Source organism: Desulforhopalus sp. (genome assembly GCA_030247675.1).
Taxonomy (GTDB): domain Bacteria; phylum Desulfobacterota; class Desulfobulbia; order Desulfobulbales; family Desulfocapsaceae; genus Desulforhopalus_A.
This window is the reverse complement of record JAOTRX010000003.1, coordinates 366718-386144: the sequence shown is the minus strand read 5'-3', so window position 1 is coordinate 386144 and position 19427 is coordinate 366718. Positions and strand designations below refer to the sequence as shown.

12 protein-coding genes are annotated in these 19427 nt (G+C 54.1%); 10 read left to right on the top strand and 2 right to left on the bottom strand.

The annotated features are described in order from the left end of the window. Nucleotides 1–334: 334 nt before the first annotated feature. From OEL83_08935 to OEL83_08920, 4 genes are all read left to right on the top strand, one after another. Nucleotides 335–1171: a protein-glutamate O-methyltransferase CheR gene (locus OEL83_08935; protein MDK9707162.1), complete on the top strand. Its 837-nt coding sequence runs from the start codon at nucleotides 335–337 to the stop codon at nucleotides 1169–1171. A 13-nt stretch (nucleotides 1172–1184) separates the two neighbouring features. Continuing rightward, a complete protein-coding gene (locus OEL83_08930; protein MDK9707161.1) occupies nucleotides 1185–4166 on the top strand; it encodes a response regulator in 2982 nt (993 codons plus the stop codon). 69 nt (nucleotides 4167–4235) lie between these two features. Next, nucleotides 4236–6941 (top strand): PAS domain S-box protein, encoded by a 2706-nt coding sequence (locus tag OEL83_08925; GenBank protein MDK9707160.1) that lies wholly within the window; start codon nucleotides 4236–4238, stop codon nucleotides 6939–6941. A gap of 149 nt (nucleotides 6942–7090) precedes the next feature. Then, on the top strand, nucleotides 7091–9523 hold the full coding sequence (locus tag OEL83_08920) for a transporter substrate-binding domain-containing protein (protein ID MDK9707159.1): 2433 nt from the start codon (nucleotides 7091–7093) through the stop codon (nucleotides 9521–9523). 212 nt (nucleotides 9524–9735) lie between these two features. Here the strand turns inward: OEL83_08920 and OEL83_08915 are convergent, their stop codons facing one another. After that, a complete protein-coding gene (locus OEL83_08915) occupies nucleotides 9736–11940 on the bottom strand; it encodes an ATP-binding protein (GenBank protein ID MDK9707158.1) in 2205 nt (734 codons plus the stop codon). Further along, on the bottom strand, nucleotides 11937–13019 hold the full coding sequence (locus tag OEL83_08910; GenBank protein ID MDK9707157.1) for a TAXI family TRAP transporter solute-binding subunit: 1083 nt from the start codon (nucleotides 13017–13019) through the stop codon (nucleotides 11937–11939). The genes OEL83_08915 and OEL83_08910 overlap by 4 nt, the downstream gene beginning before the upstream one ends. A 259-nt stretch (nucleotides 13020–13278) precedes the next feature. On the opposite strand from OEL83_08910, the gene OEL83_08905 reads away from it, so the two are divergent. The 6 genes from OEL83_08905 to OEL83_08880 all read left to right on the top strand — a co-directional run bounded on the left by OEL83_08905 (nucleotide 13279) and on the right by OEL83_08880 (nucleotide 19286). Continuing rightward, the gene (locus OEL83_08905) at nucleotides 13279–14757 is read left to right on the top strand and encodes an ATP-binding protein (GenBank protein MDK9707156.1); all 1479 of its coding nucleotides are present in this window, start codon (nucleotides 13279–13281) and stop codon (nucleotides 14755–14757) included. Then, nucleotides 14754–16139, top strand: coding sequence for a sigma-54 dependent transcriptional regulator (locus tag OEL83_08900; protein MDK9707155.1), 1386 nt, complete (start codon nucleotides 14754–14756; stop codon nucleotides 16137–16139). Before OEL83_08905 ends, OEL83_08900 begins: the two co-directional genes overlap by 4 nt. 189 nt (nucleotides 16140–16328) lie before the next feature. Then, nucleotides 16329–17510, top strand: coding sequence for a response regulator (locus OEL83_08895; protein MDK9707154.1), 1182 nt, complete (start codon nucleotides 16329–16331; stop codon nucleotides 17508–17510). A gap of 500 nt (nucleotides 17511–18010) precedes the next feature. Next, complete coding sequence (locus tag OEL83_08890) at nucleotides 18011–18382, top strand: helix-turn-helix domain-containing protein (protein MDK9707153.1); 372 nt, start codon at nucleotides 18011–18013, stop codon at nucleotides 18380–18382. 74 nt (nucleotides 18383–18456) lie between these two features. Next, entirely contained in the window at nucleotides 18457–18675 is a 219-nt protein-coding gene (locus tag OEL83_08885; protein ID MDK9707152.1) for a hypothetical protein, read from the top strand. Between the two features lie 293 nt (nucleotides 18676–18968). Then, complete coding sequence (locus OEL83_08880) at nucleotides 18969–19286, top strand: hypothetical protein (GenBank protein ID MDK9707151.1); 318 nt, start codon at nucleotides 18969–18971, stop codon at nucleotides 19284–19286. The last annotated feature ends 141 nt before the right edge of the window (nucleotides 19287–19427 follow it).

Genomic DNA, 19427 nt, shown 5'->3' with positions numbered 1-19427 from the left:
ATCATGCGACGAAACAGCTGGAGGTGTCAAGGCAACGACGAATTTTCTTAAAAGCAATCAGACGGCTCTGCCATATTCACCTTCGTACCTCGCCTGTTTCCCGGTATCTCCACGAAAATCAATATCCCCGGGTTGTTTCTTCATTGTCTAAAGGGAGAGAAAGCTGGTTTAATTAAAATGAGTTGAGCAACTGGCCTGCTCAAACGAAACGTATGCCCTTGTAGCGGCAGACAATTGTCCTCGGCTGCAGACAGATGATGGTTCTTCTCCTTTACGAGGCCACAGTAAAGAGGCAACAATACAACGGTTATGGCAATATGAGGGGAGCAAAGTGATGCAGAAAATACCCGACGGGCTGCTGCCCATTCTCGAGTATTTGCTGGAACAGCGGGGCCTTGATTTCTCCGGATGCCGCCCGGCCATGCTAGAGCGACGTATCAGCCTCCGCCTGAGCGCAACCCTTTGCCGCGATTATGCCGAGTATCTGGTCTTTATTAAAAATAGCAGCGAGGAAGCCGACAAACTCCTCAGCGCAATTACCATCAATGTCAGCCGGTTCTTTCGCGACCCTCTGACCTTTGAGCTGCTGGCCGGCAGGATTTTACCAGCGATCATCCAGGAAAAGATCCGCGACCAGGATCGTTCGCTGCGCATCTGGTCGGCAGGCTGCGCCACGGGTGAAGAACCCTATTCGGTAGCGATTCTCATCAATGAACTGCTGGAGAAAGATCAATTGGCGATGAATCTGCATATCTTCGCCACCGATATCGACGAACGGATATTGGCCGACGCCACCAGGGCCACCTATTCCCGGGACAGCATCGGAAACGTACAAACCCGCTTGATCGACAAGTATTTTTCCCCAGCCGGCGAGAACTTCAGCATTGTGCCTTCGATCAAAAATCAGGTGAGTTTTTCCTCTTATGACATGCTCGATAAGAAACACCGCGTTCCCCCGGCAAGTATTTTTGGTGGCTTTGATCTGGTACTCTGCCGTAATCTGCTCATCTACTTCAACAGCGACTACCAGGAAATCATCTTCGCCAAGCTGCATAACGCTCTGGCCGCCAAGGGGTATCTGGTTTTAGGGGACACCGAGGCCCCATCCATTGCCTATCAAAAGCATTTCAGCCGTCTTCTCAACTTTAGCCCAATCTACCGGAAAATATAGGAGAAAGCAGTCAATGTACTTCAACAATATAAAAATCAGCAGCCAGCTGAGAGCAGGCCTCAGCATCATTCTCTTCATGGTAGCCCTCCTCGGCATCATGGCCTGGAAAGACGCTGATTTTCTCTGGCAACAAACCCAAGGGCTGTATGATCACCCACTCACCGTCCGCAGGGCACTCGGTGAGGTCAAAGCAAACACCCTCTTGATCCACAGGGGAATGAAGGACCTAGTTCTTGCCGAAAATGATGAAGAGCGCCAGACAATCCTTCTGACCATGGAGAATTATGACACCAGAGCTCACCATCAGTTCGATATTCTCTTTGACCGGTATCTGGGACCACGCCAGGACCTAGATGAAGCACATACCGCTTTTGTCGAATGGAAAATCATCCGCGACGAAACCATCCGTCTGTTGCGCGAGGGTAGGATCACCGAGGCATTCCGCCGCACCAAAAACTCCGGAGTTGGCGGCAATCATGCGGAAAAGGTTTTGCGCGAAATCGAAGATATAAGCGTCTTTGCCATGGCCAGGGGCGACAAATTCTACCAAGAAGCAACCGAACACAACAAGGAACTGAAGGTGCGGCTTACCTGCATGGTCGCCATCATTATCCTCCTGTCCGCGGGTATCAGCCGCTACCTGATGGTGCGCATCAGAGAGTCCCTGCGGGAGCTGACCACGGCCATGGAACGTTTTCATCAGGGCGACATGAATGCCCGCAGCCGCCAATCGTCCACCAACGAATTCGGCATCCTTGCCACCTCGTTCAATACGATGACCGAGGCCATCGCCCTGCGCATCGACATCGATAAAAGGACCGCCCTGCTGGCGGACGCCCTGATCAGCGACAACCAATTGAAGGGCTTTGCCGAAACGGTTCTTGCGACCTTTATCGAGGTCACCGAATCGACCATGGGCGCTTTCTATCTTCGCTCCACCGAAAGTGACGACCGGTTTACGCCGCTCGCAGCCATCGGCATAGACCCCGAACTGCTGGAACCCTTTATCGCCTCAACCATTGAAGGCCAGTTCGGGGAGGTATTGCACAGCGGCAGGATAGCCCATTTAAAAGATATCCGTCAGGATACCGTGTTTACCTTCAAGACCTTTGCCGGGACCGCCGTACCGAGGGAAATCATCACCATCCCGGTCATGGTAAACGATGCGGTCCGGGGCATGCTGAGCCTTGCCTGTCTCGGCGAATACGGCAAGGCCGCCCAGGCCGTTCTCAGCCAGCCGACACTTACTTCCCTGAATACCACCCTTGCCAAACTGCTCACCAGCGAACGAAACCAGAAACTTACTGGTGAATTACAGCAAAACAACCAGGAACTCCAGGCACAGCAGGAGGAACTTCAGGCACAGACGGAGGAACTGCGGCAACAAACGGAAGAGATCCGGGCGCAAAATATCGAGTTGGAGCAGCAACGGCTGGTCGTCCTGGAAGCGAGCCGCCTGAAGAGCCAGTTCCTCTCCAACATGAGCCACGAACTGCGCACCCCGCTCAATTCGGTGATGGCCCTTTCCCGGGTGCTGACCATGCAGGCGAAGGAAAAGCTCAGCGACGAGGAACTTAAATATCTGGAGATCATCGAGCGCAACGGCAAGAATCTGCTGACCCTCATCAACGATATCCTCGATCTAGCCAAGATCGAAGCCGGGCGGATGGATATCCGGCCGCGCCCCTTCTCGCTTGCCCTGACCATCGAAAATCTTATCGAAAGCCTGAAACCCCTGGCCGCAGAAAAAAATATCCAGCTCCATCACGACATCCCGGAGAATCTGCCGCCGCTTGACAGCGATGAGATCCGGGTGTCACAGGTCCTGCAGAACCTTCTTGCCAACGCCGTCAAATTTACCGCCGCAGGCAGCGTCACCGTATCGGTCAAATCCACCGACGGCAAGGCCGCCGTGCGCATCACCGACACCGGCATCGGTATCGCAGCAGGCGACCTGCCGCATATCTTCGACGAATTCCGCCAGGTCGACGGCTCTTCGGCAAGGCGCCATGAAGGCACCGGACTGGGACTGGCCATAGCCCATAAGGCGGCGCAGATGCTCGGCGGCGATATCGCCGTCACCAGCACCCTGGGTGTCGGTTCAACCTTCACCCTGAGCCTGCCCCTTTCGTGGCAGGGTAACCAGGTGGCCTCCGAGCCGCAGCTTACCTGGCAGCCGTCCCTTGAAAAACCAGCCAGCAAAACCGTCACCATCGCCAACGACGCAACGGCGATGCCAAGGATTCTCATGATCGAGGACAACGAGGCGGCAACGATCCAGGTCAGATCGGTCCTCGAAAGCAACGGCTATGCCGTCGATATAGCCCGAGGCGGTCAGGATGCCTTCGATTTCGTCGGCCATACCATCCCCGACGGCATTATTCTCGATCTGATGATGCCCGATATCGACGGCTTTGCCGTCCTCGAAAAGATCCGCGGCCGGGCCGAGACCTCGGGAATACCGGTGCTCATCCTCACCGCCAAGGATCTGACCCCTGAGGACTTCAAGAAATTGAGTGCCAATAATGTCCAGCAGCTGGTCCAAAAAGGTGATATCGACCAGCACTCCCTGCTTCGACAAATACGGACAATGCTCGGCGGCAAAGAGGATAACCGGCTGAAAACCTCGCAGCCACCGGCCATCCTGGTCATCGAAGACAATCCCGACAACATGACCACCATCAAGGCAATCATCGGCAACCGCTACCGGATCATCGAGGCAACCGACGGTGAAGAGGGCCTGCGGGTGGCGGCGGCAACCCGCCCTGATCTGATTCTCCTTGACATGGCCTTGCCAAAGATGGACGGTTTAACTGTGGCTGGCCATCTCAAGAAGGACCCGGCGCTCCGCGCCATTCCGGTCATCGCCATTACCTCCCAGGTCATGAAAGGTGATCAAGAGAGGATATTGCAGGCGGGCTGTGACGACTATCTTGCCAAACCCCTGCACCCGGAATTTTTCCTGGACAAGATAGCGGTCTGGCTGGGCAGGTAAAACTGCGTTGAGCAGCTTGTCTCTGCAAACGAAACCTGCCCTTGCGGTGTAACAACCAAGAGAAAAAATATGCAAAAGATACTGGCGATAGACGACAAAGACGACAATCTGATCACCCTGTCCGCCCTGTTGAAATACCTCCTGCCCGGCTGCATGGTAAGTACCGCCCGGTCGGGACTGGAAGGCATCGAAATGGCGCGAACCGAGCAACCGGATGTCATCCTCCTTGACGTCCTGATGCCGGGCATGGACGGCTTTGAAACCTGCCGATATCTCAAGACCGATACCCAAACCAGTACTATTCCGGTGATCATGATCACCGCCATCAAAACCGACCACCAAAGCCGGGTCAAGGGGCTCGACCTCGGGGCCGACGCCTTTTTATCCAAGCCGATCGACGAGGCGGAACTGGTATCCCAGGTCAAGGTCGCCCTGCGCATTAAAAGTGCCGAAGACACCCTGCGCCAGGAACGCCGCAGCCTGGCGCAGGAGGTGGCGAAACGCACCAGGGCGCTCAGGGAAAGCGAGTATAAATACCGGGTTCTCTTTGAGAGCGCCGGCGACGCCATCTATATCCACGACGAGGAGGCACGGATACTGGCGGCCAATACGACGGCCTGCGAGTTGCTGGGCTATACCCAGAGCGAGCTGCTGTCGCTGCGGGTAGCCGATGTTGACACCCCGGAAGAGGCCCGCTTCGCGCCGGAACGCATAGCTAAACTCAGGGACCGCGGCCGGCTGAGCTTTACATCCAGCCATCGCCGCAGGGATGGCAGCACCATCCCGGTGGAGGTGAGCGCCCGTATCATCAGTTGGGAGGGCCAATCGGCGATGATGAGCATCTGCCGGGATATCACCGAACGCAAGCGGGCGGAAGAGGCCTTGTCGAAAAAAGCTGCCCTGCTCGCCCAAACCGAGGCGATCTCACAGACCGGCAGCTGGCGGTATACGGCAGACACCGGCAAGATTACCTGGTCCGACGGCATGTATACGATCTTTGGTACGAACCGTCACTCGCCTGATGACACCACGAACGTCAGCGTCACCCCGGCAGTGCATCCGGAAGACCGGGCACAAGTTCTTGAAAACCGCACCGCCGTCCTTGCTGATGGCCTTCCCCGACCGATCGAGTACCGGATTATCCGCCCCGATGGCACCATTCGCTGGATCCACAGCCAGAGCGAGCGCGAGACCGATGCAAGCGGCAGGGTCATCGCCCTCGTCGGCTTCGCCCAGGATGTCACCGAGCGTAAACGCCTGGAATCGGAGCGGGAAATCCTCATCACCGCCATCGAGCAAGCGCCTGTTGCAATTGCTCTTACCAGCCAGGATGGCACCATTGAATATGTCAATCCGGCCTTTGCCCAGATCACCGGGTATTCAGGCGCTGAGCTGATCGGGCAAAATCCCCGAATTGTTAAAAGCGGCAAGCACGACCAGGGATTTTACGCCGAGCTCTGGCAGACCATAACCAGCGGCCGTGTCTGGAAGGGCCAGATAACCAATAAGAGAAAGGACGGTAGCCTGTACGTTGAGGACACCACTATCTCGCCGGTGGTCGACAGCCACCGCCATGTCCAAAAATACGTGGCGATCAAAAGGGATATCACCGCCGAGATGGCAATGGAAAGCAAGCTGCGCCAGGCCCAGAAGATGGAGGCGATAGGCACCCTTGCCGGAGGAATTGCCCATGATTTCAATAATATCCTTGGCGCTATCATCGGCTATGCGGAGATGGTTCGTGACGACAGCCCGGCCAGTTCACCGGCATTCCACGATATCAATCAGGTCCTGAAGGCCGGGCTCAGGGCAAAAGAATTGGTAAAACAGATACTTGCCTTTAGCCGCCAGGGGGAAATCGAGCAGGTCGCCGTGCAGCCGGCAAACATCATCAAGGAGGCCATCAAGCTCCTCCGTGCCTCCTTGCCGGCAACTATCACCATTGAGCAGGATATTGACACAAATGCCGGAGCCATCCTGGCCGACCCGACGCAAATCCATCAAATAGTCATGAACCTCTGCACCAATGCCTTCCACGCCATGGAGCAGCAAGGCGGCACCCTGACCATAAGCCTTGGGAAAAAGCAACTTACCGGAGAAGACCTTGGTGCCAATCCGCACATGCAGCAGGGAGATTTCATCCAACTGTCTATCAGGGATACCGGCACGGGGATCCCCTTGGAGATCCGGGAACGGATCTTTGACCCCTATTTTACCACCAAGGAGGTCGGTAAGGGCACGGGCATGGGGCTTGCCACCGTCCATGGTATCATCCAAAGCTATGGTGGGGCCATTACCTGTGACAGCCGGCCAGGGAATGGGGCTGTTTTTCACGTAATCCTGCCGGCAATCGAAAAATACTCGACAAGAGACACCGATTCCTCCGCTTTGGCCCTCACCGGCAGGGAACACATCCTCCTTGTCGATGACGAGGAAATTCTCGCTGAAATGAGCACGATCATGCTGGAACGGCTGGGCTACCAGGTAACCACCAAGACCAAGAGCTTTGAGGCACTCACCGCCTTTCAAAATGAACCGAAGCGCTTTGACGTGGTCATTTGTGATCTGACCATGCCGGGCATGACCGGCATCGATCTTTCCCGGCGCCTCCTGCAGATCCGCCCGGATCTCCCCATCATCCTCTGCACCGGCTACAGCAGCCTGGTCTCCGAGGAGAAGGTAAAATCGATGGGCATCAGGGGATTTGCCATGAAACCCCTGACAAAGAACGATATTGCCACCCTGATTCGCAAGATTCTTGATGACAAAAACTGACGGCATCCCTGCTGAACCTGCTCGCACCATCCAGAAGCTTCCCGAAGTACAGTTTTCAGCCGCTGGAATTTGACAAGGAGGGGCATAACCTCGTTTAATGAAGATATACCTTTACGGTCAATTGAGCGACCACCACCTGGAGACTCTCGATGAACCAGGAGCCGGCATTCCATACCCCGAAGCGCCACCTCCAAACGGCACTGGCCTTTTTCTTTTTGTTCCTTGTGGCCGGCATGGCCTGGGCCACAGGTGGTGAGCAGCTTTCTCCCCAAAGCCTGCAGGTGGTATTGGACAACAACTATCCTCCCTACGTCTTCCGTTCCGGCGATGGCTCCATTCAGGGCATTCTTATTGATCAGTGGCGGCTCTTTGAAAAAAAGACCGGCATTCACGTCAACCTCAGCCCGATGGACTGGGCTGATGCCCTTCAGGGTATGAAGGCCGGGCAATTCGATGTCATCGATACCATCTTCAAAAATCCCGAACGGCAAGGCTGGCTCGATTTTACCGAGCCCTACGCCCGGCTTGAGGTTCCGGCATTCTTTAACTCCCAGATCAGCGGCATTTCCGGCACCGCTTCCCTGAAAGGTTTTGCCGTGGCCGCCAAAGAAGGCGATGACGCCGTCAATCTGTTACGCAGCCACGGAGTGGACAGCCTGATTCTCTTCAACGGCTATGAGGAGATCATCCGCGCCGCCATGGAGCATAAGGTCAACGTCTTTGTCGTCGATAAACCTCCGGCCCTCTACTTTCTCCATAAATTTGGCATAGAACGGCAATTTAAGGAGTCAGCGCCGCTGAATACCGGTCATTTTCACCGGGCGGTCAAGAAGGGCGATAAGCAAACCCTGCAGCTCATAACCAAGGGGTTTCAGCAAATCACCCCCTTGGAACGGCAAGAAATCGAAGAACGATGGATAGGTATCACCCTCCCCAGGTCATTTCATACCCGTGTCTTTCCCTACATCCTCATAGCTACCGGCTTTATTATTTTGCTGATTGCGGGGCTTTTTGTTTGGAACGCCTCGTTGCGTAAGGCGGTCGCCCATCGCACCCGGGCACTGCGCACCAGCGAAGAACGCTACCGGCAGCTCTTCAATGCCGGCTCCGATGCCATAGTGGTCATCGATGTGGAGACCCTCACCCACATCGAGGTGAACAAGGCGGCGGCCGACCTGTATGGATATAGCCATGAGGAACTCCTCGAACTCCGCCCCACCGATTTGTCGGCTGAACCGGAAGAAACCCGCTTGCAGGCGCAAAGTGGTGAAGGTACGGTCCATATCCCCTTGCGGTACCATAAAAAAAGGGACGGTACTATCTTCCCCGTGGAGATAGTTGCCCGCTTCTTCCAACTCGACGGGCGTAAGCTGCTTCTTGCGGCAATGCGCGATATCTCCGAACGATTGCGGGCCGAGGAAGAACAGTCCAAGCTCCGCGATGAACTGGCCCAGGCCCGTAAAATGGAATCGATTGGCCGATTGGCGGGAGGTATTGCTCACGACTTCAACAACATGCTCGGCGTCATCCTTGGCCACACCGAACTCGCCCTGGTCCGCGTTCCGGCCCAGGACCCGCTATACACGGGCCTTGCCGAGATTAACAAGGCCGCCCGGCGCTCCGCCGAACTGACCAGACGCCTCCTGGCCTTTGCCCGCAAACAGACAGTCATCCCCAAGGTTCTTGACCTCAACGACATTGTCGACGGTATGGCCGACATGCTCAAGCGCCTGATGGGCGAAGACATCGATTTCGTCTGGGCACCGGCCGCGGACCTCTGGCCGGTGAAGATCGACCCCTCACAAATCGATCAGATTCTCGCCAACCTTTGCGCCAACGCCAGGGATGCCATCACCAATGTCGGAAAGGTGACTATCAGCACTGCCAACAAATCCTTTACCGCCACCACCTGCACCCACCACGAGGGTTGCCGGGAGGGTGATTATGTCATGCTGTCGATCAGAGACACCGGTTCTGGTATGGAAAACGACGTCCTGGTCAACCTCTTTGAACCCTTTTATACCACCAAGGATGTCGGCAAGGGCACCGGTCTCGGCCTGGCCACGGTATACGGCATCGTCCAACAGAACCGGGGATTCATTGTCGTCGACAGCGAGCCGGGACAGGGATCGTGCTTCGCCGTCTTCCTGCCCCGTTACACCGATCAACCCCCTGTGCGGGCCACAGATACGGCGGCGGAAAAGCCGGCGGTGGGCTCGGAGACGATCCTGGTCGTCGAAGATGAGCCGGCCATCCTCGGCATGACCTGTGAAATGCTGAAACAGATGGGCTACCAGGTACTGACGGCTGGTTCGCCGGCCGAAGGCCTTCGCCAAGCCAGCGAATATCAGGGGAAAATTGATCTTCTCCTGACCGATGTCATCATGCCGGTGATGAACGGCTGGGAACTGGCCGGGCAACTGCGAGAACGCCAGCCTTCCTTGAAACTGCTCTTCACTTCCGGGTATACGGCCGATGTCATTGCCGATCACAATGTCCTTGACGAAAACGTCCAATTCATCCAAAAACCCTTCACCATGCAGGAGCTCTCATCCAAGGTTCGAACCGCATTAACCAGCTAAGCCAAATTGAGGGGCTTGTCTGCTCAAAAAAATTGGCCTGACGGCATAGGCAGTGCTTGCCAATTGGGTTGTTCCATTTCTAAATCAAGATGAAAACGAAGCAGCGAGCGAACAGTGATGAGACAGCACGGAGTAGTGCGGCTAGAGGTAACACTTGATTTGGAATAGGAATTGACTCAGGCAGGGGCGGACAACCGCAGCGGGGATGTCCCCTATCCGGCCCCAGGATACAGGACATCATGGATAGCCGTTGCCAGCTCCCGGATCATCAGCGGCTTCTTGAGAAACCTGCCGGCACCAAGGCGCAGCGTTTCTTTCACCTCCGCCGTTTCGGCATAGCCACTGACAATTATCGCCTTCTGGCCGGGATACATCCGGATGATGCGCTCATAGGTGGTCCGGCCGCTGATACCGGGAGTCATGATCATATCGAGGATCACCAGCTCGACCGGCTTGCGCTGCAGGTATTCAATTGCCGCTTCACCACTCGGCATCGAATCGACGCGGTAGCCAAGTCTCTCGATAATACTTGAGGTGATCAGCCGTTGGGTGCTGACGTCATCGACCACCAGAACGGTTTCTCCCTTGCCGCGGAAATCGGCAAGGTCGACAATCGCCTCCGGCTGCCTTTCCAGCTTATCGGTGATCGGAAAATGGATGACGAAGCGCGTCCCCATCTTGCTGCTCGACACGTTGATATAGCCGTTGTGATCCCGCACCACGTTCCACACCACGGTCAGGCCAAGCCCCGTGCCGCTCCTGCCCATGACCTTCTTTGAGTAAAACGGCTCAAAGATTTTCTCCAGATCCTCGCTGGAAATGCCCTTGCCCTGATCGCCAACCGTCAGCACCACATATTCACCTTCCTCTATCTCAGCTTCATTGCGTGACAGCGCATCGATATGGCGCTGGTGCAAGGATATGGTCACCTCACCGGGTGAATCCATGGCCTCAAAGCCATTGGCAACCAGATTCATGAGGATCTTGCGGAGATGGACCCGAGACCCCATAATGTTTGCCGAATCAGCTGCCAGGTCGGTGGCTACCCTCACCTGCGGGTGATGGTTTTCAAGCATTCTGAATTCCGGAGACTGCAGATACTCAAGGATGATGGTGTGCAGGTTGACCGGTTCCTTGGCAACCGCGACACCGCGGGCAACCGTCAGCAGATCCTGGACAATCGCCGAGGCGCGCATGCCGGACTCGAGAATGATCTCCAGAGGCCGCCGCATCCGGTGCTCCTCAGGGAGTTCAAGGAGGAGAAGTTCCGGGTAACTGACGATACCGGACAAGATATTGTTCAGGTCATGGGCAACACCGCCGGCCAGTAGACCGAGGGACTCCATTTTCCTTGCCCGGGCGTCCATCTGGCGGCTTTCCTGCAGGGCCTTTTCGTTGTTGTTTCTTTCCGTTACATCGGTCAGGGTAACGATACCCCGCTGATCCGGGAGCAGGGCGGTTCGAAATTCGACATCCTTCACCGTGCCGTCCTTGCAGGTAACCCGGTATTCACAAACCGCCCCCTCACCGCCCGCCACACTGTAGTGCTGCATGGTCCGCAGCCGATACGCCCGGTCAGGATAGGCGCGGCCCGACCACACCGACAGATGCGGCAGATCCTCACGGGTATAGCCGGTTATCTCGGTAAATCCGGTATTCAGGTGCATAATCCGTTTATCCTCACCCCAAACGGCCACACCAAGAGGAATGCGGTGCAGCAGACTGGTAAGCAGGGCATGTTGTTGCTGGATCTCCTTGTTGGCAATTATCTCCTTGTTTTTTATGACAATCTGCCGCAGGAGGAGGAAGACTAAACCCAGTGCCAAAGCCAGGGTAAAGACGAAGAGGAGATTGACGCTATTTTGAAAAAGCTCCAGGCGGCTGCGCTCCATTTCAAGAATGCTCTGCGCCTCGGCCCGCGAATCGCGTTTGATGGCGGCAACCTTCTCGAAGGCCTGGAAGATCCGCTCGTAAAGCATCCCGAGAACCACCGGCGAATCCGGTGCATAGCCGGAGATACCATCGTTCATCCACACCTGCAGATCGGCAAGGGCCGGGGCAATGATCGAATGAAAGGCCGAGGCATTGACCATATTATTGGCGACGTAGGTATCCCGCAGCTCGGCGGTCATGTTGTAGGCAACCAGAATATTCCAGCGCAGCTCGTCGATATGGTGTGGATCCCTGGAAATTGCCGCAAGACGTGCCGAGGCCACAACCCTGGCAATTTCCTCCTGAGCTGAAGAAAGGGAAATGACCTCGCTAAAAAGCGTCGTCGGCAGATTTTTCTCAATCGAATGAAGCGTCTTGTTGGTGTAGACAATGACGAGAATCACCGCAATGAAGACCACGGCAATGCTGCCAAGGATAATGCCGTTGGAAAGATTGCGGCGGGACGGAAGCGGAACAGAAATCATCGACTCTCCCCTGAATGCTCCCGGTAAAAACGCAGAGCTCCGGGATGCAGGGGAATGGAGAGCCCTTGCTGAGCGGCCTCGACGGTAATATCCTTGCCCAACGGATGACCGCCTGTAAGCAGTTTCCGCGTTGCCTCGCTAAAAAGTGCCTCAGTTACCGCATACGCCACGGCTTCGGCCATGTTGCGGCTGACAACAAGGAGCGCCCGCACCTCAAGGGTCGGGGTTTCCGGGATGCCCGGGTATATGTTCCCGCTGATCTTCCCGGGAACAAGGAAGGGATGTTTCTCATTGATGGCAGTGGCAATGGGCAAATCAACCGGCAGGAGGTTAACCCCGATATCGAACAGTTTGGTTACCGCCGCATTCGGAATCCCGCCGACAAAGGCAAAACCGTCCATCTGCCCATTCATCATCCGTTCTTCAGTAAATGACGGCTTGATATATAAAGGGACAAGGTCTTTTTCGCTCAAGCCATAGGCATTGAGGACAATATTCGTCACTCCCCGTGTCCCTGACCCGAGTTCATCAACCGATATCCGCTTGCCTCGCAGATCACCTATGCTGCTGATTCCGGCATCTTTTCGTATCACCAATTGAAATTTTTCGGGGTATAAAGCGGCAATGGCCCTGAGGTCTGCTGCCTTCGGCAGTCCGGCGAATTCCCCCTGGCCATTGTAGGCAAGGCCTGCGGTATCGGCCTGCACCAAACCGGCTTCAAGCTCACCGGAAACGACAGTGCGCACGTTTTCAACCGACCCCGCCGAATTCTGGGCGACCCCTATGTAGCCGGCAAGCGCCGAAGAATCCCTAGCGGCCGAGGCAGTGAGGCCGGCGGCGATAAGCTTGCCGATTGGGTAATACACCCCTGTGGTTCCACCAGTGCCGATTCGAAAGGGCTTGATGGCCGGCACCGGGTTGACTGCCAAGAAAACGAGGATGCACACCGCCATCAAAGCGACGGCGAAGAAACGCCCGGCCCCTGTTCCAACGACACCCAGCTTTTGCCGCAGGTGATAAGGACGCAAGGCAAACAGCAATGCCGATACTGATCGGTGTTCCTTGTTTTTGCAAGGCATGGACGGCCTCCTTTTTGTCTAGCACGCCAACTGCTCATCCCAGGGATAATGACCTCCAAATTGTAGCACAGATTAACGATAAGAGTAAATATCATGGCGTCGTGCCGGCAGGACAGCAAACTTTCAACCGCTGGTATTTGACAGGTTGTCGTCATATCCATACAATGGTGTATCGTCACCGTCCCTTTCACCCTGCCCGAAAGGCAGTACCTGCTACCCGGCAAAGCGCTTCGGTAGCCAAAATTTACTCTGTGTAGCCGTGGATATATCCAAGAAAAAAGTACTCGTGGTTGACAGCCATCCGGTCTTTCTGAGGCTTATGGCCGAGTTCCTCGACGAACTCGGCCACGAAACGATTTGTGCCAATGATGTCTTTGGCTGCCTTGACGCACTGGTGGAGATGACCCCTGATGTCATCTTCATTGACCTCATCATGCCAAGGATCGGCGGTGATGATTTATGCCGAATCATCCGCAATATGGACAATCTGTGCCACTGCTACCTGGTTATCGTTTCCGGGGTTGCTCTGGAACAAACTCTTGATTGTCAGGAAATTGGCGCCGATGCCCTGATTGCCAAGGGCCCCTTTGATGAAATGCGCCTGCATATTCTGCAAATCCTCAGTGATTCACAAAAGCCGAGGCATCATAGCCCCGCCATCCCGGCTTTTCAGGGCGGAGAAAATCTCCACAGCCGCCATGTCTCCCGCGAACTCCTGAAAAACAACCAGCATTTGCGGGTCATTCTGGAGAGTATGTCACAGGGCATTATCGAATTGCTTGGCAACCGGATAGCCTATATCAATCCCAAAGCCAGCAGTTTTCTTGGTCATCCCCGGGAGAATCTGCTTGGCCGGCATGTCGCCGAAACCTTTCCGCAACCGCTCCTCGACGCCATCGCTACCGCCGCATCGCAGCAGCCGGCGGAGAGTCTGCTCATACAGCTGAATGGTCTGCAGCTCACCCTTGAACAGTATGCGATAACCAATACTCCGCCCAACGTCATACTGATGCTTTCCGATATCACCGAGAGAAAGCAAATGGAGGCAGTCATTGAGGCAGCCAATCTCACCAAGAACCTTGGCTATGTGTTTTCCGGGATCCGCCACGAGATCGGCAATCCCTTGAACTCCATTAAAATGGCCCTGAGCGTCCTCCAGAGGAATCTGGCGGAATACGACCGGGAGACCATCGCCCTGTTCCTTGATCGCTCCCTGCAGGAGGTAACTCGCCTTGAATACCTTCTCAAGGCCCTGAAGAATTACAGCCTCTTCGAGAAGCCGGTTATGCAGAAACTGCCGGTCGCAAGCTTCATTACCAATTTTATCGCCTTGATCAGGAATGATTTCGAAAATAATCTCATTAAAATTCACCACATACTTCCCGATGACGACCTGTTGATTTTAGCTGACAGTCGCGCCCTGCACCATATTATGCTCAATCTGATCACCAATGCCGCCGACGCCCTCAACGGCGGCAATAAACCGCAGATCATCGTCAGCGCCCGTCAGGCAGGCAACAGGGTGGAAATCAAGGTTGACGATAACGGCAAAGGAATCTCCGAGGCCGACCAGCAAAATCTCTTCAAACCCTTTTTCACCAAGAAGGCCACCGGCACCGGCCTCGGCCTGGTGATCGTCAAAAAGATGCTTTTGGCCATGAACGGCAAGATCGATATTGAAAGTTACCAGGGCATGGGCACCACCGTCACCCTTACCCTGCCGGGGATAGTGCGATGATTGAAAAAGGCGGCAAGACCCTCCTCATCATCGATGACGACCGGCTGTTTTGTGACTCGGTTGTCGCTTTTTTCAAAGACGCGCCCTTCACCACCGTCGCCGTCCAGACCGGCACGGAAGGACTTGCCTTTTGCGGCAAGCATCGGGCCGACGTCATTCTTCTTGACCAGAAGCTCCCCGACAGCGACGGCCTGGAGCTCTGCGCAACGATCCTTGGTATCTGCGAACAGGCGAAGATCATCTTTAATACCGCTTACCCAAGCTTTGATCACGCCGTCCGAGCACTGCGCAACGGCGCCCACGACTATCTCTCGAAACCGATGGAGCTGGAGGAACTGCAGCTCGCCGTCGAACGGGCCTTCCGCACCGCCGAACTAGAAAGGGCCGAACAGCTCCAACAGCTGCACATCCACCGGCAGTCGCAGCACAACAAACTTATCGGCAGCCAGGGCGGACTGCGCGCCACCTGCCGCCTGATTGAGCTCGCCGCCGCCAATGGAGCACCGGTACTGATTACTGGGGAAACCGGTACCGGCAAAAACGTCGTCGCCAAGGCAATCCACTATTTTCATAATGACCATGCGCCGTCCTTTGTCGATGCCAACTGCGCCGCCCTGCCAGAGAACCTTATTGAATCGGAACTGTTCGGCCATGAACGCGGCTCTTTCACCGGTGCCCTGGCACTGCGCAAAGGGCTTTTTGAGATGGCCGACGGCGGTACCCTGTTTCTCGACGAGATCGGTGAAATCCCCCTGCACCTGCAGGCCAAGCTTCTGGGCATACTCGACAACGGCGTTTTGCGCCGCCTCGGCAGCCAAACCACGAGAAAGATACATGTGCGGATCATCGCCGCCACCAATATCGATCTGGAGCAGGCGGTACGGGCGAAAACCTTCCGCGAAGATCTGTATTACCGGTTAGGGGTTATGCGCATCCACCTGCCACCCCTTCGGCAACGGCAAGAAGATATTGCGGAACTGAGCCACTATCTGCTGAAAGAAATTGCCCCCGATCAAAATCTTTACCTCCCGGCAGGTGAACTCAGGGCCTTAATCGATTACCCATGGCCCGGTAACGTCAGAGAGCTGAAAAATATCCTGGAGCGGGCAGTAATTCTCCGGTCGGGCAAGGAGATTTATCCCGCCCGGCTTCTCGCGGCTCATGAAGTACCAGCGGAACCAGTACTGGCCCCAACCTGTGCACCACCCCTTGCCACCAAAACCGTCATGCCTCTTGCCGAAATGGAAAAGGCCCACATCGAAAAAGCGCTGGCCGCCTTTGCCAACAACCATACCCGGGTTGCCGAGGCGCTGGGCATAGCTCGCTCGACCCTGCTCCGTAAAATAGAGCAACACCGTCTCAAATCCAGCGACCGAAAATAGATCAGTGTCGCAAATTGGGACACTCGCCGGCCTTCCTGCCCAGGCAAGCCATGGCTACTATTTTATTTACACACCGATATTACACAATATTTCTATAATTTAAAGCCATAACGATGACCTGGCACGGCATATGCTATATGACAGGTAATTCCATTTCCATCTCTTTCAGCCTCTTTGCATGGATCGCGCATGAACAAAGTGCTTATTGTCGATGACGAAGTTCGATTCTTACAGAGTATTGAGGCGGGTCTCGCAAGCTATACCGACCGCTTCAGTGTTCTTACCGCCATCAATGGCAAGGCCGCTGTGGAAATACTGGGAGCGGAAAAGATCGATCTCCTGGTCACCGACCTCAGGATGCCGGAGATGGACGGTTTCGAATTACTGGCCCACGTGTCTGTGACCTATCCGTTCATGCCCTCCATCGTCATGACCGCCTTTGCCACCCCGGAAATAGAAGAAAAAATCAATATCTCCGGCACAGCCAAGCTCCTTGAAAAGCCCGTGGACTTCGAAAAGCTGGCAGAAGCGATCCTTGAGGGGCTGCAACAAGAAGGTAAAGAAGGCTCCGTTGCCGGGTTTTCCCTGGCAAATTTTCTCCAACTCCTGTCCATGGAGCAAAAGACCTGTCTTCTCCACATCCGCAATGACCAGTCGGAAGGCTATATATATCTTGATCAGGGCGAGATCACGGCGGCCTTGGCAGGCTCTCTCAAGGGCGAAGACGCCTTCTTTTCCCTTCTGGCTTGTGAAAACGTCCGAATTACCTTTAAAAAGCTCCCCCAGAAAAAGATCGTCAAAGTCATCAACAAACCGCTTATGTCGCTGCTTATGGAGGGTATGTCTCGCATTGACGAGGCGAGGTCTCGCCCTATTCCCTCGCTGCCGGATCTCGCGGACGATCCGCCTCCATCGATAGAACTGACCACCGAACAGCTAGAGGAACCAGAAACTCAACCAACCAATGAAGGAGAAATTATGAGCAAAATCGACGATTCACTTAACAAACTTCGCGACATCGAAGGATTCATGGCAGTCGGCGTTTTCACCCCGAACGGTGAACTGGCGGCGCAGGTAACCTCTACCAACATAAAACTGGCCGAGATCGGATCTCTCGCCAACGATGTCCTGCTCAAGGCACAAAAGGCCACAGACCTTATGAATGTCGGCCGGGGCCAGGTTGTTCATGTTGAGGCACCCAAGGCCCATGTCATCGCCAGATGCCTCAATGAGGCCGACAATTTTGCGGATACTCAAAGTGGCAAGGCGCATATTCACCTCGTCCTGCTGCTTGCCAAGGATGCCAATCTGGCCATGGGCAAGATCAAACTTGAATCAATAATTCACGAGGTTGCAGAGTCTTTTCGTTAATCATTTTATCGCCAAAGCAACCGGAGAATCTTTGAATTGACGGGTTTCTCCGGTTGCTTTTCTCAGGCTTTCATCCACATCGTTCTATTGCCTTGTAATCCATCGCCAGGACTGCAGTATCTGCTGATTTTCCCCAATAAACTATCTTTTCAATCACGACAATTGCCGGCAGGAAATGGCAAAAAATACTATGTTCGATCCTCCTGTCTGCGATACTCCGCCAGCTGATTAATTCCCCAAAATCATTGTTCGTATTTCCCTGGGCTGCTTGCCTTGTTAATTACCGGTCTTCACCGCATTCAGGTGGCTCTCTTCTCCCTCACGTTATCACAATGTAGCATTTTATCTGTACTACAATGTAGTATTTATGTAACTAAATCAATAATTTAAGCAATCTTTTCATTGATTTTTTTCTTGATAAAGTGCTAGGATGTGGTAGTGTAAAACACTGTTGAGAGTGAGCGCATTGATCTCGCAAAATGCAATTAAGAGGGCCGGCAATGAACAAAAATGACTTCAGTCTCCTCAGAAAAAAACTTGGAAAAACACAAAAACAATTAGCAGAACTTCTTGGCATTTCTCTCAAGACCATCCATAGCTACGAACAAGGATGGCGCACCATTCCCGGGCATGCCGAAAAACTCCTCTATTTTCTGTTTATCAACCAAAGGGGCAGAAAAGGTACTCTGACTCCATGCTGGGAAGAAAAACAATGCCCTGTCAAAGAACAATGCCCTGCTTGGGAATTTGAAAGCGGCCATATGTGCTGGTATATGTGCGGAACGCTCTGCGACTGCACCAAGGATACCTGCCATAAAGAAAAAATCGATATCTGCAAGACCTGCCCCATCTTTAACTCGCTTATCTCATAAGCACGGCAAGCTCGCCATCTTGCACAGCTCTCACTACCCTGTCCGCTACACGGCGCATTTTGTGGGGGCTGGCGATGGCTCAACAGATCAGCTTGGCCTTGTCCAATCTTTTTACCGGTTTTTCCACCCAGCCTCTTTTTCACCGGCCACATCTCACCGCCACCATCCATCCACACCATTTCTTCTATTGCCACACCTTTCGCTCTTTCACCGTCGTTGCCATCGGCATTCTTTTTTCCATAAGCCGAGTACCTCCACGAAATGGTTCCAAATTTCAAATTCCCCGTTTTTAAGCACCCCGCAAGTACCACTTCTGTCCAATATATACCGCAGTGTGATACTGCTACTATGTAGCATTTCTATTATACTACATTGTGATAATTATCTAGTCATTACGCATATTTATTTTACTTTTTCTCTCATTTTCCCGTTGTGGAAGTGCTAGGATGTGGTATATTAATTCATACAGTACTGCATCGATGTACCTTGTTGAAACCTGATCAGGCAATAAGCGCATCACCTTCTACTCACCCTTCTTCAGGATCTAGTAGAAGCAAACTCAATCATTTCTTTGGAGGGTAAAACAATGGAACGACGCGACGCATTACAGGAATTTCAGAAAATGTGGGTCTGGCTCTACAAGCATCCGGCACATGATAACAAATACTACGTCAACTATGTCGCCAAGCCTCAGCCAACCTGGAAAAACGATTGTCCTCTTTGCGCCCTTTCCGATGGCGAATGCAAAGAATGCAAGTCGCTGTGGGATGAAGGTCACGGCAGTCTCTGCTCAGACCCCGAATCACCCCTTTCGAAATGGAGAAACACTAAGGCCCAGGAACCCGACTTCAGGACCTGGTATGCCGGCAAGATTGTCGATATTGTCGGCAAATCGCTGAAATAATGTTGCCATGAGGCCAAACAAAGGCAGCAAGAGATACTTTCACACCCTCTTCCCGAAAGGCATTGACCGAAAGTTTCTGTGAGTCGTTTGCCTTCCCACAGACCCCCCCTCTAGGGAAGAGTGTTGAAAACGGATTTTCGT

Excerpts from the sequence above, each read along its gene's own strand:
- OEL83_08935 (MDK9707162.1), top strand. The coding sequence starts at position 335 with ATGCAGAAAATACCCGACGGGCTGCTGCCCATTCTCGAGTATTTGCTG.
- OEL83_08930 (MDK9707161.1), top strand. The coding sequence starts at position 1,185 with ATGTACTTCAACAATATAAAAATCAGCAGCCAGCTGAGAGCAGGCCTC.
- OEL83_08925 (MDK9707160.1), top strand. The coding sequence starts at position 4,236 with ATGCAAAAGATACTGGCGATAGACGACAAAGACGACAATCTGATCACC.
- OEL83_08920 (MDK9707159.1), top strand. The coding sequence starts at position 7,091 with ATGAACCAGGAGCCGGCATTCCATACCCCGAAGCGCCACCTCCAAACG.
- OEL83_08915 (MDK9707158.1), bottom strand. The coding sequence starts at position 11,940 with ATGATTTCTGTTCCGCTTCCGTCCCGCCGCAATCTTTCCAACGGCATT.
- OEL83_08910 (MDK9707157.1), bottom strand. The coding sequence starts at position 13,019 with ATGCCTTGCAAAAACAAGGAACACCGATCAGTATCGGCATTGCTGTTT.
- OEL83_08900 (MDK9707155.1), top strand. The coding sequence starts at position 14,754 with ATGATTGAAAAAGGCGGCAAGACCCTCCTCATCATCGATGACGACCGG.
- OEL83_08895 (MDK9707154.1), top strand. The coding sequence starts at position 16,329 with ATGAACAAAGTGCTTATTGTCGATGACGAAGTTCGATTCTTACAGAGT.
- OEL83_08890 (MDK9707153.1), top strand. The coding sequence starts at position 18,011 with ATGAACAAAAATGACTTCAGTCTCCTCAGAAAAAAACTTGGAAAAACA.
- OEL83_08885 (MDK9707152.1), top strand. The coding sequence starts at position 18,457 with ATGGCTCAACAGATCAGCTTGGCCTTGTCCAATCTTTTTACCGGTTTT.
- OEL83_08880 (MDK9707151.1), top strand. The coding sequence starts at position 18,969 with ATGGAACGACGCGACGCATTACAGGAATTTCAGAAAATGTGGGTCTGG.